Annotated in this window: 21 protein-coding genes; 11 read left to right on the top strand and 10 right to left on the bottom strand. The window is 43.5% G+C overall.

Annotated elements, in window-relative coordinates:
* Positions 1 to 107 precede the first annotated feature (107 nt).
* A complete protein-coding gene (gene dsdC, locus KIV41_RS08000) occupies positions 108 to 1,052 on the top strand; it encodes a DNA-binding transcriptional regulator DsdC (protein WP_285336058.1) in 945 nt (314 codons plus the stop codon).
* 119 nt (positions 1,053 to 1,171) lie between these two features.
* Here the strand turns inward: dsdC and KIV41_RS07995 are convergent, their stop codons facing one another.
* The 4 genes from KIV41_RS07995 to KIV41_RS07980 all read right to left on the bottom strand — a co-directional run bounded on the left by KIV41_RS07995 (position 1,172) and on the right by KIV41_RS07980 (position 6,928).
* Positions 1,172 to 3,106: a diguanylate cyclase domain-containing protein gene (locus tag KIV41_RS07995; protein WP_285336028.1), complete on the bottom strand. Its 1,935-nt coding sequence runs from the start codon at positions 3,104 to 3,106 to the stop codon at positions 1,172 to 1,174.
* On the bottom strand, positions 3,106 to 4,275 hold the full coding sequence (locus KIV41_RS07990) for an extracellular solute-binding protein (RefSeq protein WP_285336027.1): 1,170 nt from the start codon (positions 4,273 to 4,275) through the stop codon (positions 3,106 to 3,108). The genes KIV41_RS07995 and KIV41_RS07990 overlap by 1 nt, the downstream gene beginning before the upstream one ends.
* A gap of 164 nt (positions 4,276 to 4,439) precedes the next feature.
* A complete protein-coding gene (gene serC / locus KIV41_RS07985) occupies positions 4,440 to 5,534 on the bottom strand; it encodes a 3-phosphoserine/phosphohydroxythreonine transaminase (RefSeq protein WP_162531061.1) in 1,095 nt (364 codons plus the stop codon).
* 131 nt (positions 5,535 to 5,665) lie between these two features.
* Positions 5,666 to 6,928 carry a DUF945 family protein gene (locus tag KIV41_RS07980; protein WP_010448589.1) on the bottom strand — a complete coding sequence of 421 codons (1,263 nt, stop codon included), beginning with the start codon at positions 6,926 to 6,928 and terminating at the stop codon, positions 5,666 to 5,668.
* Between the two features lie 186 nt (positions 6,929 to 7,114).
* Here KIV41_RS07980 and KIV41_RS07975 point away from each other — a divergent pair, with 186 nt between their 5' ends.
* The 3 genes from KIV41_RS07975 to KIV41_RS07965 all read left to right on the top strand — a co-directional run bounded on the left by KIV41_RS07975 (position 7,115) and on the right by KIV41_RS07965 (position 10,304).
* The gene (locus KIV41_RS07975; protein WP_252040790.1) at positions 7,115 to 9,058 is read left to right on the top strand and encodes an ATP-binding protein; all 1,944 of its coding nucleotides are present in this window, start codon (positions 7,115 to 7,117) and stop codon (positions 9,056 to 9,058) included.
* On the top strand, positions 9,051 to 9,548 hold the full coding sequence (locus KIV41_RS07970) for a response regulator (RefSeq protein WP_010448586.1): 498 nt from the start codon (positions 9,051 to 9,053) through the stop codon (positions 9,546 to 9,548). The genes KIV41_RS07975 and KIV41_RS07970 overlap by 8 nt, the downstream gene beginning before the upstream one ends.
* 207 nt (positions 9,549 to 9,755) lie before the next feature.
* Positions 9,756 to 10,304: a hypothetical protein gene (locus KIV41_RS07965; RefSeq protein ID WP_038887578.1), complete on the top strand. Its 549-nt coding sequence runs from the start codon at positions 9,756 to 9,758 to the stop codon at positions 10,302 to 10,304.
* A 153-nt stretch (positions 10,305 to 10,457) separates the two neighbouring features.
* Here KIV41_RS07965 and KIV41_RS07960 read toward each other — a convergent pair whose 3' ends face one another.
* Complete coding sequence (locus tag KIV41_RS07960; protein WP_010448582.1) at positions 10,458 to 11,039, bottom strand: TfoX/Sxy family DNA transformation protein; 582 nt, start codon at positions 11,037 to 11,039, stop codon at positions 10,458 to 10,460.
* Positions 11,040 to 11,408: 369 nt separating this feature from the next.
* Here KIV41_RS07960 and KIV41_RS07955 point away from each other — a divergent pair, with 369 nt between their 5' ends.
* The 5 genes from KIV41_RS07955 to KIV41_RS07935 all read left to right on the top strand — a co-directional run bounded on the left by KIV41_RS07955 (position 11,409) and on the right by KIV41_RS07935 (position 16,898).
* Entirely contained in the window at positions 11,409 to 12,329 is a 921-nt protein-coding gene (locus tag KIV41_RS07955; protein WP_045388466.1) for an HDOD domain-containing protein, read from the top strand.
* A gap of 64 nt (positions 12,330 to 12,393) precedes the next feature.
* Positions 12,394 to 13,299 carry a lysine exporter LysO family protein gene (locus KIV41_RS07950; protein ID WP_038884532.1) on the top strand — a complete coding sequence of 302 codons (906 nt, stop codon included), beginning with the start codon at positions 12,394 to 12,396 and terminating at the stop codon, positions 13,297 to 13,299.
* A 155-nt stretch (positions 13,300 to 13,454) separates the two neighbouring features.
* Complete coding sequence (locus KIV41_RS07945; RefSeq protein WP_038884533.1) at positions 13,455 to 13,967, top strand: hypothetical protein; 513 nt, start codon at positions 13,455 to 13,457, stop codon at positions 13,965 to 13,967.
* A 119-nt stretch (positions 13,968 to 14,086) separates the two neighbouring features.
* On the top strand, positions 14,087 to 15,733 hold the full coding sequence (panP, locus tag KIV41_RS07940; RefSeq protein ID WP_285336025.1) for a pyridoxal-dependent aspartate 1-decarboxylase PanP: 1,647 nt from the start codon (positions 14,087 to 14,089) through the stop codon (positions 15,731 to 15,733).
* A gap of 310 nt (positions 15,734 to 16,043) precedes the next feature.
* Entirely contained in the window at positions 16,044 to 16,898 is an 855-nt protein-coding gene (locus tag KIV41_RS07935; RefSeq protein ID WP_005444542.1) for a MurR/RpiR family transcriptional regulator, read from the top strand.
* Positions 16,899 to 16,956: 58 nt separating this feature from the next.
* Here the strand turns inward: KIV41_RS07935 and KIV41_RS07930 are convergent, their stop codons facing one another.
* Positions 16,957 to 18,195 (bottom strand): iron-containing alcohol dehydrogenase, encoded by a 1,239-nt coding sequence (locus tag KIV41_RS07930; protein WP_088880619.1) that lies wholly within the window; start codon positions 18,193 to 18,195, stop codon positions 16,957 to 16,959.
* Positions 18,196 to 18,556: 361 nt separating this feature from the next.
* Between KIV41_RS07930 and KIV41_RS07925 the strand changes: the two genes are divergently transcribed.
* Positions 18,557 to 18,823: a GrxA family glutaredoxin gene (locus KIV41_RS07925; RefSeq protein ID WP_010448562.1), complete on the top strand. Its 267-nt coding sequence runs from the start codon at positions 18,557 to 18,559 to the stop codon at positions 18,821 to 18,823.
* Between the two features lie 214 nt (positions 18,824 to 19,037).
* Positions 19,038 to 20,720, top strand: coding sequence for an aspartate:alanine antiporter (locus KIV41_RS07920; protein WP_010448561.1), 1,683 nt, complete (start codon positions 19,038 to 19,040; stop codon positions 20,718 to 20,720).
* A 109-nt stretch (positions 20,721 to 20,829) separates the two neighbouring features.
* Here KIV41_RS07920 and fabV read toward each other — a convergent pair whose 3' ends face one another.
* The 4 genes from fabV to nhaA form a co-directional block, all read right to left on the bottom strand.
* Positions 20,830 to 22,032, bottom strand: coding sequence for an enoyl-ACP reductase FabV (fabV, locus tag KIV41_RS07915; protein WP_010448559.1), 1,203 nt, complete (start codon positions 22,030 to 22,032; stop codon positions 20,830 to 20,832).
* Positions 22,033 to 22,212: 180 nt separating this feature from the next.
* A complete protein-coding gene (locus KIV41_RS07910) occupies positions 22,213 to 24,498 on the bottom strand; it encodes an acyl-CoA dehydrogenase (RefSeq protein ID WP_285336024.1) in 2,286 nt (761 codons plus the stop codon).
* 69 nt (positions 24,499 to 24,567) lie between these two features.
* Positions 24,568 to 25,194: a TetR/AcrR family transcriptional regulator gene (locus KIV41_RS07905; RefSeq protein ID WP_010448556.1), complete on the bottom strand. Its 627-nt coding sequence runs from the start codon at positions 25,192 to 25,194 to the stop codon at positions 24,568 to 24,570.
* Positions 25,195 to 25,777: 583 nt separating this feature from the next.
* Positions 25,778 to 26,950 (bottom strand): Na+/H+ antiporter NhaA, encoded by a 1,173-nt coding sequence (gene nhaA / locus KIV41_RS07900; protein WP_010448555.1) that lies wholly within the window; start codon positions 26,948 to 26,950, stop codon positions 25,778 to 25,780.
* Positions 26,951 to 26,965 lie beyond the last annotated feature (15 nt).

Here is a 26,965-nt window from a genome sequence, read left to right as displayed (position 1 = left end):
AAAAGCGTGATTTACACGACGTTTAGTGAATTTTTCAACCCATAGGTGAGCCCAACTATAACAACGCCGTTATTATGTGTTCTATCAAGTTCGACTCAATAACGCACATGTACACCAGAGACAATATTTTCGCCAAGAACCAACGCATCAATAGTTTTCAGCTTTCCAAGCTTCATACTTTTGAAGTGGCAGCACGACACAGCTCATTTTCTCTTGCGGCAGAAGAGCTCTCCATGACGCCCAGCGCCATCTCTCACCGTATCAACAAGCTCGAAGAGGAGCTTGGCATTGCCTTGTTTACCCGCTCTCACCGAAAAATCACGCTCACAGAAGAAGGGGAACGTATTTACCTCGCCTTGAACAGAACACTCAACGAGTTAAATCAAGAGGTAATGGAAGTCAGAAATGGCGAAGTCTCCGGAGAGCTGACGATTTACTCTCGCCCTTCTTTTGCCCAATGTTGGCTTGTACCTAGATTGTATCTATTTAAGCAAAAACACCCTTCCATAGAGCTGAATATTCTTACTGGCAATGAGAACGTCAATTTCCAAGGCTATGGCATCGATGCCGCGATCTATTTCGATGAGCAAATGCCGAAAAAGTTGTGGTCGAAAGAATTGATGAGCGAAGAGATAATCCCGGTCTGCACTCAAACATATGCAGAACAATTTAACCTATTTGAAAAGCCAGCGAATTTGGTAAACACCACCCTGCTTCACGACAACCAAGCATGGGACTACAACTCCCATCACGATGAATGGACGCTGTGGGCAAAGGAAAATGGCATAACAGACATTGACGATATTCCAAGCATTTCATTCGACCGTTCCGATTTAGCCGTTAGTGCCGCAATGCATAATGCGGGCGTTGCTATCGGTCGACTATCGCTGGTGGAAAAACGACTTAAATCCGGCGAACTGATCACCCCTTTTAAAAACCAAACTCTGCAATGCAAGCAGAAGTACTATGTCGTTACCGCCAATGAGAAGCACTCTCGGAAACTCGAGCTGTTTATTTCTTGGCTGTTCAATGAAGTGGAAGCAAAGCCCTAGTGGATATGCCAAGATGCTTGATTCTTCGAGTCAGCTTCGGCTTGTTTGCTGAATCTGAATAATGGCAGTCTGGATATAAAAAGACCTCGCGGATGGCGAGGTCTTATTGATTAGGGTGCTTAACTTGAGTAGAACTCTCTTTTCTTGCAATACATCTCTTCATCAGCAATGGAAACCAATTTATCCAATGCTGCGGTTTGGCTTGAAGCCCCACCGACAGAAAACTGAATAGCATGACGATGATTATCAGATAACTCGATCCATTTATCTTCTTGAGCCGACTCCAGTTTATTTATTAAGCAACCAAGTTGCTCTACACCGCAATTCTTAGCAATCACAGCAAACTCATCACCGCCTATACGATAAAGTTTAGACTCATCATCTAACGCGGTTCGCATGAGCTGAGTACTCTTTGAAATAAGCAAATCACCTCTGTCATGGCCGTAGTTATCATTTAGTTTCTTTAACCCATTAATATCTACAACCAGAATCGACATCGACTTCCACTTTGATTGAGCGACACACTGGCACGCATATTCAAAATCTTCATCAAATGCTTTTCGGTTTGAACATTTAGATAGCTTATCGCGTCTAGCGAAGTCTTCTAACTCTAACCACGAATAGAGCTGTTTCTTAAATAACTCTATCAAAATCACCTCATCTTCGTTGAGGTCACTTTGCCCATAATTAAAGTACCCTAACGTTGCACCCGTCGAAGAACGCATGGTCTTCACTCTTTCACCAGACACCTTATAAAAACTAAAACGCATTTCAGTATTGGGGAATAGCTTATCTAAACCTGTATTAATCACCCCAGGAATCGCGTGGTACCCTATTCCTGCATGGCTAGTCGCAAAGTTGATTAGCGACATTAGCTTCGTTTGATAAGCTTCTTCTCTTGCCAGCATTTCTCTGAGTTCAGCTGTTTTTTCTTCAACTATTAATTCTAGCCCTTGATTGAACTCAGCCAATTGTGCGTTGGAGTCATGAACTTGCTGGTTCGCTTGGCGAAGTGCTTTGTTTCGAACTTCAAGTTCTTCCATATTCGAAGTTAACTGGCACCACATAGAGTCCAATAATGACATTAGCTGTTTGAACTCTTTAAATTGATACCGCTTTGATTCTAAATTGGGTCTTTGGTTGTTCTTAAAGCTTCTGACCACCAACTCCATTTCTTTAATTGGCTGAGTTAACCAGCGGCTTACTAGTATGGCAATACATAAGGTCACAACTAATGTGGCAATAATGATATTCAATAGCTGCTGCTTTGACTTAGTTAACTCCTGGTTCCTCGCTAGATCAGAGAAAGTATGAACCATTGTTACCGTCAAAGGAGACATAAAGCCCGCACTGTTTATTTCAATGATGCTGAGATTTCGATTCACTTCCCCTTTGACCTTCTTCAGACTTCCATAATGAAAATCAACACTCTCTTGCGAGAACAAGAAAGGTTGCGATACTTTCATTAGATCTTGATAAGAGATGAGAACCACCAAATACCCTTGGGGTTCATATTCCGAATTCGGTAATAAAGTGTAAGGCAGCAGAGGGCTGACAAAGGCGATTCCCGCTTGTCCTCCTTGCATTACTAAGCCCTCATCGAAGTATGTGGTGTGATACATCTTCCCTTGCTTATAAACATCTCCGGCAGTCCTTATTTTCTGAAGTAACTTACTCTCTTCTAGGTGATAGACCGAGCCATTACTTTCATACATTGGCTGCCAATTTTTGTCGATGATGTAAGTAGCGCTGACATTGGTTGCCAACTTTTCAAACGTTTGGATTTTTTGCCAAATAATGCTCGAATACAGGACATTGTCCATACCTTGAACTAAAAGCCGATCTTTTGAATACCAGCGTGTTAAGTTTGCAATAAAGGTAAGATCATCCTCGACGGTTTTTCGAATACCTTGGTTGCTATTTTCAAGCTTAAGTGCTTTCTGTGCTAGTAAGTCTTCTTGGTGTTTATCGATCATGCTGGTACCAACCCAATAGGCTGGTAGCAATGAACCAATCACCACAATCAGGGTTAAGATACTTCGTAAACTGACCATTACTGTGACTTCCTACGCTGATGTATGTGTTGAGAGTGTTCATTAATGAACTTGACAACAAATTGAGCGGCGTCTTTGGCTGGCATTCCCGCTGTATAGCGTTTGTAACCTCTTATTAGCGCTTCCCAAGTCACTGCCATCTCTACCGTACTTGGCATAGCATATGCGGGACTTAATTGTTTATATAAATCACTATAGTAAGTGCTGTCAGTGTCATACCATTTACGATTAATCGACCGATTGGTAGAGATAAGATTCTGATTAATGATTACATCTTCAATAAACGTTGGCTTTTGAACAATAGTAGCTAGAGTGCGCATCGCTTTTCGTTTTTCAGGATTAGCCATTGCCTCAGTGTTGAAAGCCAATACCTTGCCACCACTTAATGAATGCATGTGATGGTTGTTATAAGTCGGTAAGCCACTGACCCTAAGCTCTTTGCTAAAGTGCTGCTTCAACTCACCAAGAGCCCAATCACCATCAATGAGATAAGCCACCTCACCATTAATAAACTGCTCACGAGCTTGCTCTTGGGTGCACTTATCTTTCACAATATTATTGGTTGCGAGTGATCCATAAAACTTTAACGCTGCCGCTAACGCGCCTACATCGATATCTGTGACTGGTTGCGCCCGATAGTCGGAAAACATAGGAACAAATGCCATCAAGAAATACATATTTGGGTACTGCATGGCTAATGGAAACTCGCCTCGTTTAGCCTCTTCCAATAATGCCTCCCAAGTGGGCTGAACATCTTGAGTCAACTTAGTATTCACATATAAAACTAAGTGATTACCTAAGCCTAAAGGCACGCCATATACGCCCCCATCAACAGTCACTAGTTCTAGAGCTTTGGGCTCCATGCTATCTTCATCTATCCAACTAGATGGTACTTTTGCTAGGTCAAAATAATCGTGTAAACCCAAGAAATCGGAAGGCACCCAAATAACATCTGGAAAAGTGATACTGGTCTGCTTCGCTAACAACAGCTCTGAGCGAATATTATTCACATCGAATTCTCGAATCGCCAACGTGTTGCCAGTCTCCGCTTCAAATCGTTCTTTGATTTCAGCGACCGTTGAATATTCAATACCGCTCCACACTTGGATCTCTTGTCCATGAGCGATAGAAGATAAACAGAACAGGATTGTCAGATAGAGATTTTTCACTAAAGTTCTCATAAGTAAATGGTGCCACAAAAATAGCGAACCTATTATGGTTGTTCAAAGTTCCGCCACAAAAATGTGCGAGTGCTTCCATGAGATTGCTAATCTCTAAAAAGCAAAAAGCGCCGCAATTGCGACGCTTTCAAAAATTATATCACAGCTCTTAGTTAAGCGTACTTTTGTTCAAACTCGCGCATAAAGTCGACAAGAGCTTGGACACCTTCTAGTGGCATTGCGTTATATATTGAAGCTCGCATACCACCAACCGCACGATGCCCCTTAAGCGCTTTCAACCCCTTCGCATCAGCCAGTTCTAAAAATGTGCCGTCAAGTTCTGGTTTCGCTAGTTGGAACGGTACGTTCATCAAAGAGCGGTTAGCAGAGTACACACCATTACGATAGAAGTCTGACTGGTCGATGTAATCGTACAACAGCGCAGCTTTTTCTCGGTTAACTTGCTCTATCGCTTTTACACCGCCCTGCGCTTTTAGCCACTTGAACACAAGCCCAGATAAGTACCAAGCAAATGTTGGCGGCGTATTAAACATCGATTCTTTTTCTGCCAACACTTTGTAGTCGAGAATGCTTGGCAATACATCTTTCGCCAAACCAAGAAGATCATCACGAACAATTGCAATTGCGATGCCTGAAGGACCGATGTTTTTTTGCGCCCCAGCATAAATAACGCCGTATTGAGAGATATCGATTTCGCGAGAAAGAATCGTCGAAGACATATCTGCAACGATTGGCTTATCTGTCACCGGCAAATCATTGATTTCAACACCATCGATGGTTTCGTTCGGACAAAAGTGGACATAGGCTGCGTCTGGTGAGATTTTCCATTCTGTTGCAGGTAGAACCGCCGCTTTACCGTCAATCGTGGTTTTCGCGTTGAAGACGTCAGGTTCACAGTACTTTTTCGCTTCTGCCACTGCGCTTTCTGCCCAGTAACCACCATCAATGTAAGTCGCAGTTTCCGAGTTACCCAGTAGGTTTAGTGGAACAGCGGCAAATTGAGCACGAGCACCACCTTGGCAAAACAGTACTTTGTAGTTGTCTGGGATGTTCAGAAGATCACGAAGGTCTTGCTCTGCTTCTTCTGCAACCTTAATGAACTCTTTGCTTCGGTGACTGATTTCCATCACTGAAGTACCAAGACCTTGCCAGTTGATTAGCTCCTTTTGTGCTTGCTGCATGACTGCTTTTGGCAGACCTGCGGGTCCTGCACTGAAGTTAAATACGTTGTCCGTATTTTGTTCCATGATGCTCATTGCTCCTGCTAAGTAAAGATTACGAAATTAATATCACGTTTTTGCAGGGATAAAAACAAGAAAAGAGGTCTTACGACCTCTTTTTAAACTGAAAAAGCTAAAAACTTACTTTGTAAACTTCTCTATTGCATCAATGCAGGCATAAGCAGCGCGATTAAAGGAAATTCTTGTCCATTTTCGAACTTCAGTTTCCCGTCAGAGATTTCTGCTTTTAGTTCATAGCCACTTTCTGTCTTCTCTAAAAGCTCCATCACCATCAACTCATCAACACCTTCTTGAATGAATGGGTATAAGTTGACCAGTTCATCAGAAAAATAGGTGTTTAGGGAACCAGTAGTCGCTGTCACCAACTTCATTGGGTCTTGCGTAACGTTGTCTGTCCCTTGAGGAATAGATAATTTCCACTGGTTACGGAACTTACCAGCACCAAACGCTAGAGATAGCTCATTGACTGAAAGGTTAAAACCTTTGCTAAATAGTGTATCTACATGCGGCAATAGCTTTTGGATTTCTTGCTCATCCAGCATTGGTGAACTCTGATACATTGACATGATCTGATCGAATGATTGGCTATCAACATCACCAATGGCGAAATCAAGCTTAAAGCTATCCACGTCGGTACCATCAGTAAGACGCATTTTCTGCGCACCCACAACAAGATTGGTGCTCAGCTTATCGCCAGTCTCATTTAGCGATGTCTTCCCACTGTAGTTCGCATTTTCAATGAGAAACATCGGTGTAAGCGTAGAATCAACAACGTCTAACTTCTCTAATGCAAAAGACTGCTCACCTAACCAGTAGCCTTTTGCTTGCTTACCTTTTCCTTCTCCAGATAGCTCTGTTAAATGAATTTCTTCACCATTTTCAAAATCAATCTGAACAGAAGGAACTGATACCTGGTAATTCAGATCACCAAGCACTGTTACATTACCGGTTATATGCGCCGGGCTAGAAGAAAGGTGCATCCCCTGAGCTTCATTTTGGTAACTCCAGCTGGCTAGATTGAGAGTGAAATCTGTATTCCCATTCAGCTGAGTCGTACTGTGCATGGTTAGCGGTAAAAAATCGGCATCAACTAACTTTGAGTCTGCGGTTAGGCTAGTTAAGCCATGAGACAAATCACTTGTAACATCAAAAGCTGTTGGTAGGCCATCACGCTCAAGCTGGCTTTTAACTTCAGGGTCAACCACCGTATAGCGAGTCAGCACAACGGAAGAAAGGTAACCACGATCGTATTCCACGATTTCGCCCTTCACCATGTCATCATTCATGTTCGCGATGCCATCTTCAATGATCGATTGGCCAATTTGTCCAACGGCTAATGGCCAACATAATGCCAAAGAAATAGCGCCACCAATGGCACCGAATTTTTTTAAGTTTTGCATAGTGTCTTTACTTGATGTGTTTTAACTCAGTCTAACGCAAAGACTAGCCAGTGGAAACATTGAGATAAATCAGACTATTGAGGCTTAGTACCAGTGATAGCTCTATAACCATACTTAGCTCCCAACCGTATTCATTATTTCTTGATATGGTGTTACGGCCAAGTCTTAGCTGGAGCCTTTAGCCCTGTGAATCGATACGCCGTACTTTGTCTAGATAACAACCCTGTCAGTGCAGAGCAGTTTCGCTTAGAGCTCTCTCCTTTGGCGAGTAGGTTTGATATTCATTCTGTAGAGTCCATCGAAGAAGCACAGAGTGCTCTAGAGTATCTAGAAGAAAGGCAACAGAGCGTCGCTCTGGTTATAACCAGTCACCACGCAAACTTAAATGGTGTTGAGTTTTTGATTGGGCTTTCTCGTGCAGCACATACTGAGAAAGCGAGGAAAATACTCATCAGTTGCTCCTCTGATATCGACGCTATTCTTACAGCGGTTAACGAAGGCCGCCTCGACCACTGTCTGACCAAACCTTTGCCAGACCAAGTGCTTTTTAATACCGCACAGAAAGAACTGACTCAATTTGTATTGAAGCACGATCGAGACAACCTTCTTAGTTACAGCCAAATACTGGATCAACAAAAGTTGCTCCGCGCGCACATAGAAACCCAAATGAAAAGTTATCAAGCAGGTTTCTTAAACGATTATCATGCGCTATCTGATTTTGAACTTGCAGAACAAGTTATTGGCGCTCTACAAAACTTTTTCGCTGAGAAAGAGGACTCAAATGCTTGTCGCACCTACTCTCCGGAACACTTACTGACAGTAGAGGGGGAGCCGAATACGTTTTTATGGTTTATCACTAGTGGAGAGGTCGCGCTCTACAAGCGTGATGAGCTAGGAATGCAAAGAGAAGTTGTCCGTCATAGCAAAGGTAACATTGTCGGTGGCATGTCTTTCGTGACGGGTGAGAACTCTTTTTCTACTGCGTTGACGCTAACCACAACCAAAGTTATTAAACTGGATAGAAAAGAGTTTCGAAAAGTAATGCAAACAGACTCAAACTTGCTTCCTCTGTTTACAAATCTATTGTTGAGGCATTTTAATCGTCGACTTCAACGTAGTATCAACACAAAATTAGAACTGCAAAAAACACTCGAGTCACTCGAGTCAGCACACCAGCAACTCATAGAGAGAGAAAAAATGGCGATGCTGGGGCAACTTGTCGCCGGTGTCGCTCACGAGCTTAATAACCCCATAGCCGCCATTTTAAGGGGTGTAGAAAATCTCACGATGACACTGGAAAAGCTATTAACTCAATCACCAACGCCACCAGAAAGAGCCAAAGGGGTTGCAATATTGCATGATGCTCAAACCTCTAAACCCTCTTCTACTGCTGAGCTTCGGGCGCGAGTGAATCAGCTGAAACCACATGTCGTCGATAGAAATATTGCAAAAAAAATGGTGAACTTAAATCTTGATGCTGACAACTCTATGTTGGAATCTTTGGCTTCTGCACCCAGCCAAGCTATCGACACGCTCAACTTATTTGAAAGTTATCATCAGACAGGTTCTGCTTTGCGCTCAATAAACGTTTGTGCTGCACGCATAGCAGATATGGTTAAAAGCCTAAAGGGATATGCACGAGCAGATGATGAAGTGATGCATTCTGTTGACATTCATGAGGGCATTGAAGACACATTAGTGATCTTTGAGAACAAGCTCAAAATGCATACTTTGACTAAGGACTACACCCCAGTTCCGAAAATTCTTTGTCAGCCTATTGCGTTGCAACAAGTTTGGACCAACCTCATTTCCAACGCGATCGATGCCTTCCCAGAAAAAGGCGAGCTCAATATTACCTCAGAAATAAAAAAGAAAGCGCACAAACGATATATCGTTGTGTCTTTCCAAGACAATGGCGCAGGAATACCTAAGTCTCAACAACAAGCGATATTTGAGCTCAACTTTACGACCAAGAAAGAAGGTAACTTTGGACTTGGGATTGGCTTGTCTATATGCCAGCAAATTGTGTCTGCTCATCACGGATGGATAGAAGTAGATTCTAAGCTCGGAGAGTACACCGCGATGACTGTGTGGCTACCGATTAATTCAAAAGGAGAAGAACATGTCTAAGTATCTAATTTTATGTGTTGATGATGAAAGAGAGGTCTTGGATAGCGTACTTCAAGATCTTGCTGTGTTTGAAGATAACTTTGTAATTGAAGGAGCAGAATCGGTTACAGAAGCGAAAGAAGTGATCGCAGAAATGAAGGGGGAAGGTATCAAGCTTGCGCTTATTCTATGTGATCATATCATGCCAGAACAAACTGGTATTAGCTTCTTGATTGAACTAAATCAAGCAGATGACACTCGCGTTGCTCGCAAGGTACTGCTCACTGGTCAAGCTGGGTTAGAAGACACCGTTGAAGCAGTAAATAATGCAAGCCTTGACTATTACGTAGCGAAGCCTTGGCGGGGAGACGAACTCCGATCTGCACTAGTTCAACAGCTAACCACTTTTATGATTCAGCACGATGATAATTTGCTCTCTTGGGTTTCGATATTGGACTCTGAAGCAATACTAAATGCCATGTCTGAACGAAGAACCAGTTTCGGAGAGTAAATTAACTTTGAGCAAACTCACATTCGGATAGAGGTTACGCTAGTCCGCTGGCACTTTATTTGCTTGAGTATCGTTAAAATGACAAATGTTCGACACAATTTTATTGGTCGTAGCGCCATGTTTTGATTATGATGTCGAACAATCTAGATAAGGTTCAATTATTTATTGAACCAAAGGAATGACAACTAACAAGGTTTATCGTTGATTATGCGTAAAACACTTTTAGCAGCAGCACTTCTGCTAGCATCAAGTCAAGTAATGGCTTATGAAGATCGTGATAGCCCAGCTACCATGAGCAACTTTAGTTACGACTATTTCGAAGCGCGTATCGGCGCTAGCCCTGTTACTTTTGGTGCAGGTTTCAGCAAGTCGATCCACCCAAATGCACATGTTATTGCTCGCATCGACTCCGAGTTTGACGGTGATTTTGATTCAGCAGCGGGCTTCGGCTTCCACTCTCCAGTAAACAACTGGGCAGACTTAACTGGCGCGATGCTGATGCGAGTTGTTCAACCGACATCTTCAAGCAGTGCAGATGTTGGTATGGAGCTAAATGTAGGCATTCGTCAATGGCTTGGTCCTCAGCTAGAGGTTGGTGGTAAAGCTGGCTATGTTTCCATCGATAACAATGATGATTGGATAGGTTCTGCTTATGCTCGCTTCCACTCAACAGAGCTATTCTCTCTCGGTGCAGAAGCAAGAATTAACGATTTCTACGGTGACCAGTTTATGTTCACTACTCGCTTCAAGTTTTAAACTTCGAGCGTAAATGACAAAGCCGAGGCAACTCCTACCTCGGCTTTTTGATCTATTGCAGTGAAGTGACCGCGTACTTTAACTTCCATATCAAGGCGCAGCTCTCATCCTTTTATTGACTCGCTAACTCCACTTAAAATCAATAAAATCAATCTATTGACAAAGAGATAATAGCTGTTTCTTTCTTGGCTCTTGGATAAGCTTCCAATGAACGCCGTCTACCGCTCCGGCAAACTTCCAAAGCAACTTTAGATCAACATCACTGCCGTAAGCCGCTCGAACTTTATTGAAAACTTCTACAGGTCCCAACGCTAAGAATGTTTCAACATCGTCAATGCCTGCCTTCTTAACCATACGCTCAAGCGTAAGCTGCATATTCGGCAAATCACGTAGTCTTTTACTAGCAGAAGATTTTTGGAACTCTCTCTCTCGTACAGAACATGCTATTGACTTAACAACGAGCTTATCTAACTCTGGTGCGCGAGCCTCAAACAGCTCAGTAACGTCGTAGTAATTTACTGTGGCCGTTGTTTGCTTTTTAACGTGTTTGTATTTCTCACACTCCAAGTCGACAAATATTTGGTCTAGTTCTTTTCCGCCGCGAAGGTAGCAGCAGTCATTGCTTACTAATGCAAACATAGCATCGTCACTAAAAAGCCCTATACCACCAAACATAGAGCGCTTTTGGAAAGATTTAAATTTTTTTATATAAGTAAAAAAAGCTTGGTCTGTCATTTCCTTTGACCTCTTAATCTGAATAAATTACCCCGATTAGCGATGTCACCAGATAAAACAGCAGCTTGTAGCGAAAAATTGTCAGTTTGTTGGCGATATTTTGTGATTTGTGCTCACCAACTTTTCTAATCATACTTAACGTTGAAAAATAAGTTAGGATCTGTGTCACAGATAGAAAAGTATAAATACAAGATACGTGATTAGTTTCACATTACACCTTCTAGTACGATGTTTTTTTGACACTTAATACAACAAACATCCGTCAAGTAGGTGATTTAGCATCCAAATACACCACCCAGTTAAGCAATAAATTGATAATAGACTTTAGTCGAGGGTACACTGTACGAAAGCTCTCCAGCACAGCATTTTATGGAACATTTATCATTTTACTGGCTACCGCAAAACAAAGAAAAACTAATAAAATCCCTTGAAAGCGATTTTTCACACTTAGTAAAACAATCGATTTCAACTGGAAAAATATCACTACCACCCATTCCGGATGTGGTACTGAAGATTCAACAGCTTTGCACCGAAGAAAATACCGCGATCTCAGATATTGCTAACTGCTTAATTGAAGATCCTGGATTAGCCGCTGTTGTTCTAAGGGTGGCCAACTCCGTGATTTTCAACCGACGCAATATCACCTGCAATGATCTGACGACAGCAGTATCTCGACTAGGGATTCTTCGAGTCCGTGATATCGTCACAGCGCAAGCCATCGAACAACTCAAACACTCCGTTAACCTTACCAGCGAATGTAATTCAATCTTAAGAAAAAGCGCGGCTGTATCACGAGAGCTTGGCGCGACTATGGTTCTGGTCGTGCAGCACTTCAAAAAGCATGAGCCAGATTGCTATGCTTATTTGGAGCAAGAAAAAGCGTTACTTGTCGGTTTGCTAGCTGACATTGGTTTATTCTGTTTAGTTAATGAGTATCACCTTTACCTAGACCGAGGCAATTACCTCGATAGCGATATCGCGCTACAGATCTTCCAAACACGCTGTTCTGCCACCAGCAAACTAGTTCTGGAGAAGTGGGGCTTTGATAACGATTTCAGTGAAGTTTCTTCCAATGAAAAGCTGACCCCACACCGTCCTGAAGTAAGCTATCTTGATGTTGCCCGTATCGCGAATCACCTTCTAATGTTCCGAAACCAAGACGAACGTATAGATGAACATGAAGTAGAGTTTAATTTGACTGGAGCAGAGGTACTGTTTGAATTAAGTAATACCAGCGATGACGATTTCCAAAATATGATTAAGGAAGTGCTTCACGCAAGTGGTCTTTAGAGACATATCACACTACAATACGCTCAATTTACTACTTTATAATTACTAGGAAATTGAGGGTTTTATGTTCTCAGGGATGTTGTTTATATTTGCCCCTCTTGTCGTTGGCTATCTGATTCCAATTTCGCAAGCTTCGTTGCTCGCTAGAATTAATGCCGCTACGTCAAATCTAATCTACGTCATTCTCGCGCTGATGGGCCTTAGCCTTGCGGCGCTTGATAACCTCAGCACCAACTTGCAGTCTATATTGCTCTATGCTGGTACGTTTTTTGTCTGTTTAAGCACTTGTAACCTTCTTGCTCTTCCTCTTATTGATAAGCTGCTACCGCTTAAAACAGACGCTCAACACAAAGCATTACCTTTATCATCGATGGCAATGGAGTCCGTTAAGTTGGTATTGGTTGTAGGTGGAGGGTTGCTAGCAGGCCTTATATTACCTATTGGACTTGAGTGGGTGGATACCGCTAGTGAATGGATTCTTTTCCTTCTACTATTTTTCATTGGTATTCAATTACGTAATAGCGGACTTACTTTGCGTCAAATTTTGCTTAATAAGCAAGGCATGGCCATTGCTTCTTTGGTAATAATGACATGTATGTTAGGTGGAGTTATCGCTGGGTTCCTATTAGATATTCCTCTCTACCAAGCCCTTGCGATGTCATCAGGCTTTGGTTGGTACTCTTTGGCAGGGATTCTTATGGGCGATGCTTTTGGCCCTGTATTTGGTGGCGCATCTTTTCTAATTGAACTTATGCGAGAACTCGTCGCTCTTGTCGCAATACCTCTTCTTATAAGAAGTTATCCATGTACTTCTATCGGATATGCGGGTGCAACCGCTATGGACTTTACTCTACCAGTCATTCAAACGACAGGTGGCGTCCGCTGTGTGCCTATCGCAATTGTTAGTGGCTTTATTCTCAGCTTATTAGTCCCTGTCATGATGCTGTTCTTTGTGTCACTTGCTAGCTAGATCTCAGGTTTTTTCTTTAACATCTATTACAATGCGGCAAAATATTATAAAACGCTAATACTTGCCGCTATGTATCTCACTGAGATAAGAATGTGAATTCATGGCAGGTATACCAATTAAAAGTTGCTTAATGCAACAGCCCAAAAGGAAATAGAATGAAACGCTTTGTAGTAGCAGCCTTGCTTGCTTCTTGCTCAGGCTACACTTTCGCTGCAGATCAGCAATGTCTCGCTCAAAAATACGATTCCTATATCGATGCTTCACTGCAATGGTATCAGGACTTAGTGGACCTAACAGTGACTCAATATCCTGACCTAGATGAGGTTAGTAATTGGTTTTTAGAGGGACGTAAGCATCACTTCGAACTAAACCGACAAGCCGTACATTATTTTTTAGAAAATGACCCTAGCAGAGTAGCAACAGGTCAGCCAGTCGAAGCTTGGCTAAAGCTCGATCAGCATGATGTCAAACAGCTTGCGACTCGAAATGATGATCTAGGTAAGGCAGCACAAAAAACGTTTTCTGACCGACAGTCTGCAAATCATGAGAAGAATTATGATCTTCGCTCAGCATTTGCTGATCTCCTAAGCCATCCAAAGCAAATTGATGCTGCACTGAACAAATACAATCAATCCATTAGTAAAATCGAAAAGCAAAAGTGTGATTAAACGCTCCCTGTTTTTCATTTCAGCAAATTGGTTTTCAACAATTAAAACGGGACTTTGCTCCCGTTTTGGTTTAGATTGTTGCGCTCGTCTTACTAATATAATTACAAATAATTCTTGCCATGGTTAAGGAACAAAAAACCGCAGATGTTAGCTTTGAGAGCTTGTTAAAGATCTTCACTATTCCTGAAGGGCCAGACTCAACGTTAACTAAAATCGAAGAGAGCTTGTCTCAAAATCTAAACCAGTTTCTACGCGAGCATATCGTGGCAGAAGAAAAGCCTTTGCGTGAAATTGAAAAAGACTTTTCTTCTGCTCAGATTCCTGAGCAGCCAGAGTTCGTCTCTGATCATACCGAGCACTTGTTAGATACGCTCGTCTCGCACTCAGTACACACCTCTGCACCAAGCTTTATTGGACACATGACTTCTGCCCTACCGTATTTTTTAATGCCGCTGTCAAAGATCATGATTGCTCTAAACCAAAACTTGGTGAAAATTGAAACATCAAAAGCATTCACTCCGCTTGAACGTCAAGTTCTCGGTATGCTCCATCGACTTATATACGGTCAGGACGATAAGTTTTACGCAAAGTGGATGCACAGCGCGAAACACTCTCTTGGTGCGTTTTGTTCTGGTGGTACTATCGCCAATATTACCGCTCTTTGGGTTGCGCGAAATAAAGCGCTAAAAGCAGACGGCACTTTCAAAGGCGTAGAAAAAGAAGGCCTCTTCAAAGCCATGAAACATTATGGCTATGAAGGTTTAGCAATCTTAGTTTCAGAGCGTGGCCACTACTCTCTAAAAAAAGCAGCTGATGTGCTCGGGTTGGGCCAAGAAGGCCTAGTTGCAATCAAAACAGATGGCGCTAATCGTATCGTTCCGTCCGACTTAAGAGCAAAAATTGCTGAGCTTGAAGCCCAGAAAATTAAACCAATTGCAGTTGTCGGTGTGGCTGGAACGACTGAAACTGGCACGATTGACCCTCTTGAAGAAATTGCACAGGTATGTAAACAACATGATTGTCATTTCCATGTCGATGCCGCATGGGGCGGCGCGACATTAATGTCAAACCACTACCGCAAGCTACTTGCTGGCGTTGAATTAGCCGATTCTGTGACCATTGACGCGCACAAGCAACTCTATATCCCTATGGGCGCTGGTATGGTTCTATTTAAAGACCCTGATGCGATGAAATCTATTGAACACCACGCTCAATATATTCTACGTAAAGGCTCAAAGGATCTTGGTAGTCATACCCTGGAAGGCTCCCGTTCAGGCATGGCGATGTTGGTCTATGCGGCAATGCATATCATCAGCCGCCCAGGCTATGAGTTACTCATTAACCAGAGCATTGAGAAAGCACGTTACTTTGCTGACTTGATCAAAGAACAGGCAGACTTTGAGCTTGTTTCCGAACCAGAACTTTGCCTGCTTACTTACCGTTACTTGCCAGAAAGTTATCGGGATGCTCTTGCACAAGCAGATGGCATCCAGCGTGAAAAGCTCAATGAGCTTATCAACCAGCTAACTCAATTTATTCAGAAGCGCCAGCGTGAAACTGGTAAGTCTTTCGTATCTCGGACTCGGTTGAACCCAGAAAAATGGCAGCGAATGAATACCATAGTATTTCGTGTCGTTCTTGCTAACCCTCTTACAAGCAGGGATATCCTTTCATCGGTGCTTGATGAGCAGCGAGAGATCGCGACACAAGCCCCAACCCTTACTGGAAAGATTCAAGAATTAGTCGATAAGATTCTGAATCAATAAGGCTCCGATTGAGTTACATTGAATTGAAATTTTCTTTCTTTTTGATGTAACTCAAACATCATTATTGTGCCACTTGAGGCGAATACCACCCCTTCTACATTCAATTCTGTAGTTTTTACAAAATTTTGTTTGAGGCTTGTCAAATTCTCACTAAATAGTAACCGTATTTGTTTTAGCCAGATTGAGGATCGGGTTTATACTAATTTTATGGCGCTGGTAGTTTTCGTTAACGCCTCAGTACAGATTGAAACTGACGTATTTCTTGCCGTTAACAGAGCCAGCGAGTTGTTCTCTTACCCTCGTGAACACTATGAATACATTAGAAAAAATTCAAAAAAACCTGGAGAATTTCAGTAAGTCGGAACGCAAGGTTGCAGAAGTAATCATGGCGTCACCACAAACTGCGATTCATTCAAGCATTGCAACGTTAGCTAAAATGGCTGACGTAAGTGAGCCCACTGTAAACCGTTTCTGTCGTCGTCTGGATACCAAAGGTTTCCCAGATTTTAAGCTTCACCTTGCACAAAGCCTTGCTAATGGTACACCTTACGTAAACCGTAATGTCGAAGAAGACGACGGCCCAGATGCCTACACCCATAAGATTTTCGAATCAACAATGGCGTGTTTAGATGTTGCGAAAAACAGCCTTGATGCGATGCAAGTTAACCGCGCAGTTGATCTTCTGACTCAAGCGAAGCGCATTTCATTCTTCGGTCTAGGTGCTTCCTCTTCTGTGGCGCGTGACGCTCAAAACAAGTTTATTCGCTTCAACATTCCAATTACTTGTTTCGAAGATATCGTAATGCAACGTATGAGCTGCATTAACTGCAGTGACAATGACGTTATCGTTTTGATTTCTCACACCGGTCGTACTAAGAGCCAAGTTGAGATTGCAAATCTTGCTCGTGAAAACGGTGCGACGGTGATTGCCATCACAGCGAAAGACTCGCCGCTAGAGAAAGCAAGTTCACTGGCTATCACGCTAGATGTACCTGAAGACACAGACGTGTACATGCCAATGGCAAGTCGCGTAGTACAAATGACGGTCATCGATGTTCTAGCAACCGGTTTCACGCTGCGCCGAGGCACTGGCTTCCGTGAAAACCTTAAACGCGTAAAAGACGCACTGAAAGACAGCCGTTACGACAAGCTAAGTCAGTACTAACGAATTAACAAAGGGGAGCCGAATAGCTCCCCTTTGCGTTTCTAACCCAAGCGGAATTCTATTGATTCACATCCGATAGATCAGTGCGAGATTCCAGCACCTCCACGGAGCTCACATGATGCGAACTCTCCCCTATGCACGCATCGCTGCAATCACACACTTGGCGAAGAATGTACACTAATCGATCTTGTGTAAGTGGTAATGGGTTGCCTTTGATAGCGACCGATTTCAGTGCATCATCGGCGACTTGCTCAAACGACGTCTGACACACACCAAATTTTCCTAACTGAGGTAGCTCAAGTTTATCCAGCACCATTCTCACCCAAAGTACGCCATCGTGCTCATTGGCATTGGTTCTGTCTGTAACGAGCTGTGCCAATCGCTTGTAACGGCTAATCACATCACTACGTCCTGCTTTCCTCGCTGCATTTATATTCTCATGCATGACATGAGGAGCCAAACGGGCAGTAATAACACTGTGGGGCGCATCGAGCTTGCCTCCCAATGCTGAAGCTAAACCATGTGCCGCACCAAGCTTAGCGTTAGTGATGGCCATACCACCTAAAAGTGCCGCAAAAGAAAGATCTGCACGAGCTTTGTGACAGTCTTGTTTACACCCAGCTATTACCGAGCGGCTTAGGCGACGTAACCCTTCCTCACAAACCATGTCAGTGAGCGGATTCGGGTCACCACATACATAAGCTTCCATCAGGTGAGTAAACGCATCCATTGCGCCGCGACCCGAGGTATATTGATCAGTGCCATAAGTTAAGGTTGGATCGACTATCGCAACGTCGGCAAGCATTTCTGGGCTTCTCAAGCTGACTTTCACTTGGTCTTGCCCCGATTTAAGCACTGCATTTCTGGTCACTTCTGAGCCGGTACTGGCCGTGGTTGGAATGGCAATAAAGTGAATCGGTTTGGTTTTTAAAGGAACATTTCTACCTACTACTTCGACATAGTCGTAGACGTCACCTTGGTTAGGAATAATCGCCGCGAGCGCTTTACCCATATCAATGACACTTCCCCCACCAATCGCGATAACCATATCGGGCTGGAACTTGCGTCCAAGTACTGCGGTTTCTTCAACCATAGTAATGTTGGGCTCACCATTGATGGCGACATGCTGATAGCGCATATTTTGCGCTTTTAGATAGTTAACAATAGGTGTGGCACGCTGCGTATCTTTACCAGTCACCAGTAAAACGCTGTAGCCAAATTGATTGATTACAGACAGCGAAGATTGGAGCGCCCCCTCGCCGAAGATAATCCGTGTCGCAGTCATAAACTGAAACATACACTTCCTCCCCAAAACAACAACTCACACTAGAGTGCTATGCTTTGCACCAAAATAAATTGACCAAGTGCACCTTGTGCCATTAATAACCCTTCTAAAAGTATGTTTTTATGCGTCACTTCACACGCTTAACAGCGTTGAATTCTATGGTTGAATAAGGCAATAACCCCACCTTTCTTGGCTTTAAGCCAAACTCGTGTTCAGTTTTTACACGATAGATTTCACCTATCGAGACAAGAGGTAATTGCTGCTTTATTTCCGTATCTGGATCGGGCATAGTTATCCTAACAAACGAAAGCGTATGCCGACATGAGGTCTAGCTGCACTTTCAATTAGAATAGATTTTAGGAGAAATGAGATTATGTTCGTAGTTATCTTTGGTCGCCCAGCTTGTCCATTCTGTGTTCGTGCAAAAGAGCACGCAGAAACGCTGAAAGCAAAACGTGATGACTTCAACTACCGTTACGTAGACATCCACGCTGAAGGTATTTCTAAAGCTGACCTAGAGAAAACAGTTGGCAAACCAGTAGAAACGGTTCCTCAAATCTTCATCGACCAAGAGCACATCGGTGGCTGTGATGACTTTGAAGCTTACGCAAAAGAGCACCTAGGTCTATTCGACGAGTAATCTTAATTACTGAATGTTTAAAAGCCGCTTATTGCGGCTTTTTCTTTATACCCAAGTAACCTCTATTTGGTTGGGTATATTTCACAATGACAATTACAGCCCTAGTGCAACTAATAGAAAAAGCTAAAAAATTTCACTTATCTTTTTGCTATATTTAGTTACAATTCGCCATTCTTAATCTTTCTCATTGGCACACATTTTACCGAGCCACGCTGTGAACATAGACGTCGTACACCTTCTCGATCAAAACCCTATTCTTCTAATCTTCGTTGTATTGGCCATTGGCCTTGCAATTGGAAAAATTCGCTTTGGAAACCTACAGTTAGGAAATTCAATTGGCGTTCTTATTACATCGTTGATAATGGGCCACTTAGGATTCTCATTCAATGCAGAAGCTTTGACAATTGGCTTTATGCTGTTTATCTACTGTGTAGGAATTGAAGCCGGTCCAAACTTCTTTGGTATATTTTTCCGCGACGGAAAACATTACTTCATCTTGAGCATGACAGTATTAGTTTCGGCAGTAAGTTTGACTTACTTTTGCAGCCATTACTTGGGACTCGATTTCGGTTTATCTGCCGGTATGATGGCAGGGGCTCTTACTGCTACGCCTGTGTTGGTGGGCGCTCAAGATGCATTGAACTCTGGTCTTGCCACGATTCCACGTAATATGGATTTTTCTCTAGTATTAGAAAATCTATCTGTCGGTTACGCGATGGCTTACCTGGTTGGTTTGATCAGCATGATCATGTTCGCCAAACTGCTGCCAAAGCTGCAAAAGCAGAACCTTTCAGATTCAGCACAACAAATCGCGCAAGAGCGTGGACTTGGCAACTCGAGTCAACGTAAGGTCTACCTGCCTATTATTCGCGCCTACCGCGTTGGTCCAGAACTGATTGACTGGACTGATGGAAAGAACCTACGTGAACTCGGTATCTACCGCCAGACAGGTTGCTACATTGAGCGTATTCGTCGTAATGGCATTCTTGCCCATCCTGATGGTGATGCCATTCTTCAAGAAGGAGATGAGATTGCATTGGTAGGCTTCCCTGATAGCCACGCTCGTCTTGATCCAAGCTTCCGTAACGGTAAAGAGGTGTTCGACCGTAACCTACTTGACCTTAGAATTGTAGAAGAAGAAATCGTCGTAAAAAGTGATGCTATTTCTGGCAAGCGCCTCTCTGATCTCAACCTATCAGAGTATGGCTGTTTCCTAAACCGCGTTGTACGTGCTCAGATTGAAATGCCAATGGATTTGGACATTGTTCTTGCTAAAGGTGACGTACTACAAGTCAGTGGTGAGAAGAGCCGTGTTCATGGCCTAGCAGAAAAAATCGGTTTCATATCTATCCACAGCCAAATGGCAGACTTATTGGCTTTCTGTAGCTTCTTTATCTTGGGCATTATGTTTGGCTTGGTAACCATGACATTTGGACAGGTATCTTTTAGCCTTGGTAACGCGGTAGGCTTGTTACTATCGGGCATTACCCTAGGATTTCTTCGAGCCAACCACCCTACTTTTGGTTATGTTCCTCAAGGGGCATTAAACATGGTCAAAGATCTAGGTTTGATGTTCTTTATGGTGGGTATCGGCTTAAGCGCTGGTGGCAAAATGTTTGAACATTTGACACAAGTTGGTCCACAAGTAATTGGTCTTGCATTTATCGTTAGTGTGGTGCCTGTTGTTCTAGCATACCTAGTCGGTGCGTATGTACTTAAGATGAACCGAGCTCTACTCTTTGGTGCCATCATTGGAGCTCGTACATGTGCTCCTGCTATGGACGTGGTAAATGAGTACGCTAAATCAACTATCCCGGCATTGGGCTATGCTGGTACATACGCTATCGCTAATATATTGATGACCCTCGCTGGTACGATCCTGATTATTCTAAGTTAACACCTTTGAATGAGCATTACTGACTAAGAAGTGCTCTCTATTCATCGCCAAGGTTTAGGACATAAAAAAGGCGCTCATTGAGCGCCTTTTTCAATTCAATAAGAAACGATTAGATTTGCGTAAAATCTGTTTCTACTGCTGGGTTCACGTCTGCTTCGTAATCCACACCATCCACACCGAAGCCGAAGAGCTTCAAGAACTCTTCCTTGTACTCAACGTAGTCAGTTAGCTCTTTAAGGTTTTCTGAGGTGATTTGTGGCCATAGGTCACGACAGTGCTGTTGGATGTCTTCACGCAGTTCCCAGTCATCCAGACGTAGACGGTTCACTTCATCTACTTCTGCAGCGCTGCCGTCTTCTTTGTAAAGACGTTGGCTGAACATACGGAAGATCTGCTCCATACAACCTTCATGTACGCCTTCTTCACGCATTTTCTTGAATACCATGGCGATGTATAGAGGCATTACAGGAATTGCAGAACTTGCTTGAGTCACAACAGACTTAAGTACCGCTACGTTTGCGCTACCGCCGGTTGCAGACAGTTTCTCGTTCAGTGCTGCTGCTGCACGATCTAGGTCCATTTTCGCTTTACCCAGCGCGCCATCCCAGTAGATAGGCCAAGTTAGCTCAGTACCGATGTAGCTGTATGCAACTGTTTTACAACCATCCGCTAGAACGCCAGCTTCTGATAGTGCGTTAATCCAAAGTTCCCAGTCTTCGCCGCCCATTACGGTTACGGTGTCTTGGATTTCTTGCTCTGTTGCAGGCTCTACACTTGCTTCGATAATTACGTCTTTGTTGGTATCAACAGCAGTCGACGTGTAAGTCTCACCGATAGGTTTAAGCGCTGAACGGATAAGTTCACCCGTTTCTGGCATTTTACGTACTGGAGAAGCCAGTGAGTAAACTACCATGTCTACCTGACCAAGGTCTTCTTTGATCAGATCGATTGTTTTCTGTTTTGCTTCATTTGAGAAAGCGTCGCCGTTTAGGCTTTTCGCGTACAGACCTTCTTCACGAGCTAGCTTTTCAAACGCTACCGAGTTGTAAAAACCAGCTGTACCTGGCTTCTTCTCTGAGCCTTCTTTCTCGAAGAAAACACCAATAGTCGAAGCACCGCCACCAAATGCCGCAGCGATACGAGAAGATAGGCCATAGCCACTTGATGCACCCACAACAAGAACGCGTTTTGGCGCGTTTTTAATTGGGCCTTGCGCTTTGGTGTAAGCAATTTGTTCTTTTACGTTAGCTTCACAACCCACTGGGTGCGTAGTAGTACAGATAAATCCACGAATTCTAGGTTTGATGATCATATTCAACTTCCTTTAAAAAACGTTGCTAGGATAAAAGGTTCAGCCCTACTTCGCACCTAATTTCTGTAAAAATGCTGCGAAAATGCAAGTGGTTGGAGCACTCAACAGAAAAACCTAGAGGCTCAAACACAAAAAAAAGCACCTCATTGAGGTGCTTGTCTCATTTTATACTCAAACGCTTCAAGCTGCTGAGTTTAAGTGCGACTTTTTCGAGGTGACATTAGTGCGAACTTCTGAGAAATCGTGACTAAAGTGGTCAACTTGAATTGCTTTGTATCGTAGTTTGTCCGCGGCCATGATTTGATCAATTTCTTGCTCAGTCAGCACCTCAGCTTCAAATGCTTGTTGCAAGCGATCATGTAGTAGGCCTTTACGCGCTACTTTGCCATCTTTCGCTGCTTTCATTAGCTTACGCTCCAACGGCTTTACATCGTACATTGCTAAAAACGCTTGCTCCATTAGACCAACGCTGTCGTCTTCCTCTTTGCCGATGTAGCACAGGTGAGTCAATCGATCACGTTGAGCTCCTGGTGTCATCATAGCTTCAGCAAGACCAACACAAAGTTCATCACTTGGCGCTTTGAAGTGGTTACCCAATGGGAACAGCAAGCCTTTAAGAACACCACCAACATATTTCACAGGGAAGTTAGAATATGCCTCATTTAGTGACTTCGATGCGTTGTACAAACAGTGCTGCACCGCGTAGTGAACAAAGTTCAAATCACCTTGCTGACGACCTTCGTCTTCGTACTTCTTAAGCGCCGCTGACGCCATGTACAAGTAGCTTAAGCCATCGCCTAGGCGAGCTGAGATCATCTCTTTACGCTTCAAGTCACCGCCTAGGGTTAACATTGCGAAGTCTGCGCTCACTGCCAGCGCGCGACTTAAGCGTGTGATGTCTTTGTAGTATTGCTGAGTTGGACCACTCATATGCGCTTTCACAAAGCGAGAGCCTGTCAGTGCTGCACCTAATGCACCAAAGGTATTACCCATTGCGTGTTTGATGTGCTTGAACAACAGATCATCAAACTCTTTCGCCCCCTCTTTCGGATCAGGATTTGCCGCCGCTTCCATCTCTTTCAGAACGTATGGATGACAACGTGTCGCACCCTGACCAAAGATCATTAGGTTACGAGTCAGAATGTTTGCACCTTCAACCGTAATCGCGACTGGAATACCTAGGTAGTGTTTCGCTAGGTAGTTCATTGGGCCGTCTTGAATAGCGCGACCAGCATGGATATCGAAAGAATCGTTCAGGATGGTACGTGCCATTTCAGTCATGTGATATTTCGCAATCGCAGTCACAATGCCTGGCTTTTCCTTCATATCCAGAGAAGTTGTGGTTAGCGTTCGAGTCGCTTCTAGTAGGTAAGTTAAACCACCTATACGCCCCATTGCCTCTGCTACACCTTCAAACTTACCAATCGACATACCAAACTGCTTACGAACATAAGCATAAGCGCCGGTTGTGCGTGTTGTGAGGTGACCAATCGCGGTGCCTAATGCAGGAAGGGAAATACCTCGTCCAGCTGATAGACATTCTACCAACATACGCCAGCCTTTACCTGCATACTCGGAGCCACCAATCAACCAATCCATAGGTATAAATACATCGTTACCGCGTGTTGGACCGTTCATGAACGCAGAACCTAGTGGGTCGTGGCGTTCTCCAATCTCCACACCTTCGTGATCAGCAGGAATCAACGCACAAGTAATACCCACATCTTTCTTATCGCCAAGCAAACCATCTGGATCTTGAAGCTTAAATGCTAACCCTAGTACAGTCGCGACCGGTGCCAGTGTGATGTAACGTTTATCCCAGCTAAGTCGGATACCAAGCACTTCTTCGCCTTCGTGCGTGCCATAGCAAACCACACCTTGGTCTGGGATACCACCGGCATCAGAGCCTGCCTCAGGACCAGTTAGAGCAAAACACGGGATATCTGTACCGTCTGCTAGGCGTGGCAGCCAGTAATCTTTCTGTTCTTGAGTACCATAGTGAGAAAGTAGTTCGCCTGGCCCAAGTGAATTAGGCACCATGACCGAAACTGCCGCACTGATACTACGCGTTGCAATGCGAGAAACAATGGTTGAGTTAGCCAGAGCAGAAAACTCACGACCACCGTATTCTTTTGAAATGATCAGCGAGAAGAAGCGCTCCTTGCGTAAGAACTCCCATACTTCTGGTGGAAGATCTCTATCGTCTTTTACGATCTTTTGATCATCCAGCATTGCTAGTAAAGTCTCTAGCTCATTGTCCATGAAAGCTTGCTCTTCAGGCGTCAGTGCAGGCTTCGGGTAATGATGTAGTGTTGTAAAGTTCGGCTTGCCTGAGAACAACTCAGCATCCCACCACACGCTACCTGCTTCCATTGCTTCTTTTTCAGTACTGGACAATGGAGGCAGTACTTTTTTAAACATTTTGAATGCTGGGTCACTAATCCATTTTCTTCGTAGAGAGCTCATAGTTCAGATCCTTTTGTTCACGTCACCGCTTGCGGCTTTAGCTTATCTTTTTTATTGGTTTAATGTGGTTTACTTAGCGGACATACCTGCCGACAAGTATGGAATTAACAGGTCCACGACAGACTTCGCGTCGACCTCTTTGTCAAACTTACTTTCTGCAATCTCGGTTAACGCTTGGCTTGATGCCATAGTGAAAACACAAGTGCCTAATGTGAAGTGCAATCGCCAGAACAGCTGTTCTTCAGTCAGTTCAGGGTTGGCTTTCGAGATAGAGAACATGAACAGGTTCAGCACTTCCTCATATCGAGTACTGATAAACCAACGCAAGTGCCCTTGCACGTCGGTATAACCTCGGCCAATTAGAAGCATAAATAGCGCCGTTCCATTTGGTCTTACACTATTCAACGCCCTCAAAGGCAAACGCAACGATTCAAATACTTCATCCATGTTGTACTCATCGCGCGTATTTAACTCGATCAGCGAGCTTTGGATACTTGGCATTAAAGCCTCTAGATATCGATCTAATACCGCTCGTACCAATGTTTTTTTATCGCCAAAGTGGTAGTTAACCGAAGCAAGATTGACATTTGCTTTACCAGTAATGGTTCTTAATGATGTGTCATTGAAGCCATATTCTGCGAATAGTCCTTCTGCTACATCAAGTATCTTTTCTTTTGTTGTACTTCTCGGTGCCATTTCAATCACTCGTATTAAACAACTGTTTGAAATATACTCCCGAAACCTTAGATTAACAAATGATTAACATCACATTTTCAGTCATTGGTCTGACCAGGCGACAAAATGAATAGTTAAAGGGATGAATTTAAAGCGAATATTGTTTTGTGAAAAAATTTCTTAAAAAAAATGGAACTGTTTGGAATGCGGTTGGTCTTAATTACTGTAACAACTAGGGCATTTTAAGTTTTTCTGGCCGTCAAACTTGTTTCTTTCTAGTTGCTACATTGCTGCTTTTTCTTATTAACTCCTATGTTTGTATCCGCCCAAGCGCTTTTTAGCTTGGGCTTTTTTTCGTCTGCATTTCCTTGATTACGTAATACCAGTTCCGTTAATTAGATGTTCAAAAAATTGCATCTGTAAAATCATTTAGAACAAGGCAAAGATTGCAGCTAGTTAGTTACTCTACCTACAAAATCTTTAACACCGTTATTAACCAGCAAGAATGATCAGATAATTGATGGAATTGGTATAACCACATCACGACTAAACGCAAAGAAGCCTCCCAATAGGGAGGCTTCTTTATCATTTTAGCGACTTGCTACTATGCTTTCTCAGCGGTTACTTCTTCTGCAGATTTCTTAGGTAAAGAGAAGTGCAGTAATGCGTAACCAATGATGGCCGCCGTAGTCGAGCCCATCAAAATACCCAGTCGAGCGTAAGTATCAAACTCTGGGCTCACATTGCCAAATGCCAGTGACGAAATGAAGATCGACATGGTAAAGCCGATACCACACAACACTGATACCGCAAAGATATGAATGAAGTTAACACCTTGAGGCAACTTCGCAATACCTAACTTCACAGCTGCCCAGCTGAACGTAAAGATACCCAGCGGCTTACCTACTAGTAGGCCCATTGCAATACCTAACGGCAGCATTGAAGTCAGACCCGACATCGACACACCTTCTAGCGAGATACCTGCGTTTGCAAAAGCAAACAGAGGAAGAATACCGAACGCTACGTATGGGTGAAGTGCGTGCTCCATATGTTTAAGTGGAGAGTGCTCACCCTTTTTGCCTTTTAGCGGGATAGCAAAGCCAATTACCACACCTGCAAGTGTTGCGTGAACTCCTGATTTTAGTACTGCGAACCAGAGGATCGCGCCAACAATCATGTACGGGGTTAACTTGGTCACCTCTTTTGCGTTCAACATGAACAGGACACCTGTCATGATGAAGCCGACAATAAGCGCCATTGTGGATAAGTCACCTGTGTAGAACAGTGCGATGATAACCACTACACCAAGGTCATCAATGATAGCCAATGCCAGCAGGAAAACCTTCAAACTGATTGGTACACGCTTACCGAGAAGAGCCATGATACCAAGCGCAAATGCAATGTCGGTTGCAGCTGGAATTGCCCAACCAGAAATCGCTTCTGCATCACCTGCGTTGAAAGCAACGTAGATAAGTGCTGGAGCTAACATACCGCCTACCGCTGCGATTGCAGGGAAGATCGCGGTTTCTTTAGACTTTAGTGCACCTTCAAGTAACTCACGCTTTACTTCAAGGCCAATTAGTAGGAAGAACACAGCCATTAGGCCGTCGTTGATCCAGTGAGACACTGACATACCAAATACATAAGTATGCAGCATAGCTTGATAACTTTCGCCAAGCGGTGAATTTGCAATAGTCATTGCGATTGCTGCTGCAATCACTAGAAGGATACCGCCTGCGGATTCCATTTTGAAAAAGTCACGAATGACATCGTTCATGGTTTCGCCCTTATA

It is taken from the genome of Vibrio sp. D401a, assembly GCF_030248515.1.
Lineage (GTDB): Bacteria > Pseudomonadota > Gammaproteobacteria > Enterobacterales > Vibrionaceae > Vibrio > Vibrio rotiferianus.
The sequence above is the reverse complement of the archived record's forward strand: the minus strand, read 5'-3'. Positions and strand labels throughout refer to the sequence as shown.

Bases quoted from the DNA above. Each gene is read 5' to 3' on its own strand.
- nhaA (WP_010448555.1), bottom strand. From the start codon at position 26,950: ATGAACGATGTCATTCGTGACTTTTTCAAAATGGAATCCGCAGGCGGT.
- KIV41_RS07995 (WP_285336028.1), bottom strand. From the start codon at position 3,106: ATGGTCAGTTTACGAAGTATCTTAACCCTGATTGTGGTGATTGGTTCA.
- serC (WP_162531061.1), bottom strand. From the start codon at position 5,534: ATGGAACAAAATACGGACAACGTATTTAACTTCAGTGCAGGACCCGCA.
- KIV41_RS07965 (WP_038887578.1), top strand. From the start codon at position 9,756: ATGCGTAAAACACTTTTAGCAGCAGCACTTCTGCTAGCATCAAGTCAA.
- KIV41_RS07935 (WP_005444542.1), top strand. From the start codon at position 16,044: ATGAATACATTAGAAAAAATTCAAAAAAACCTGGAGAATTTCAGTAAG.
- fabV (WP_010448559.1), bottom strand. From the start codon at position 22,032: ATGATCATCAAACCTAGAATTCGTGGATTTATCTGTACTACTACGCAC.
- KIV41_RS07910 (WP_285336024.1), bottom strand. From the start codon at position 24,498: ATGAGCTCTCTACGAAGAAAATGGATTAGTGACCCAGCATTCAAAATG.
- KIV41_RS07980 (WP_010448589.1), bottom strand. From the start codon at position 6,928: ATGCAAAACTTAAAAAAATTCGGTGCCATTGGTGGCGCTATTTCTTTG.
- KIV41_RS07905 (WP_010448556.1), bottom strand. From the start codon at position 25,194: ATGGCACCGAGAAGTACAACAAAAGAAAAGATACTTGATGTAGCAGAA.
- dsdC (WP_285336058.1), top strand. From the start codon at position 108: ATGTACACCAGAGACAATATTTTCGCCAAGAACCAACGCATCAATAGT.
- KIV41_RS07970 (WP_010448586.1), top strand. From the start codon at position 9,051: ATGTCTAAGTATCTAATTTTATGTGTTGATGATGAAAGAGAGGTCTTG.
- KIV41_RS07950 (WP_038884532.1), top strand. From the start codon at position 12,394: ATGTTCTCAGGGATGTTGTTTATATTTGCCCCTCTTGTCGTTGGCTAT.
- panP (WP_285336025.1), top strand. From the start codon at position 14,087: ATGGTTAAGGAACAAAAAACCGCAGATGTTAGCTTTGAGAGCTTGTTA.
- KIV41_RS07960 (WP_010448582.1), bottom strand. From the start codon at position 11,039: ATGACAGACCAAGCTTTTTTTACTTATATAAAAAAATTTAAATCTTTC.
- KIV41_RS07955 (WP_045388466.1), top strand. From the start codon at position 11,409: ATGGAACATTTATCATTTTACTGGCTACCGCAAAACAAAGAAAAACTA.
- KIV41_RS07930 (WP_088880619.1), bottom strand. From the start codon at position 18,195: ATGTTTCAGTTTATGACTGCGACACGGATTATCTTCGGCGAGGGGGCG.
- KIV41_RS07945 (WP_038884533.1), top strand. From the start codon at position 13,455: ATGAAACGCTTTGTAGTAGCAGCCTTGCTTGCTTCTTGCTCAGGCTAC.
- KIV41_RS07925 (WP_010448562.1), top strand. From the start codon at position 18,557: ATGTTCGTAGTTATCTTTGGTCGCCCAGCTTGTCCATTCTGTGTTCGT.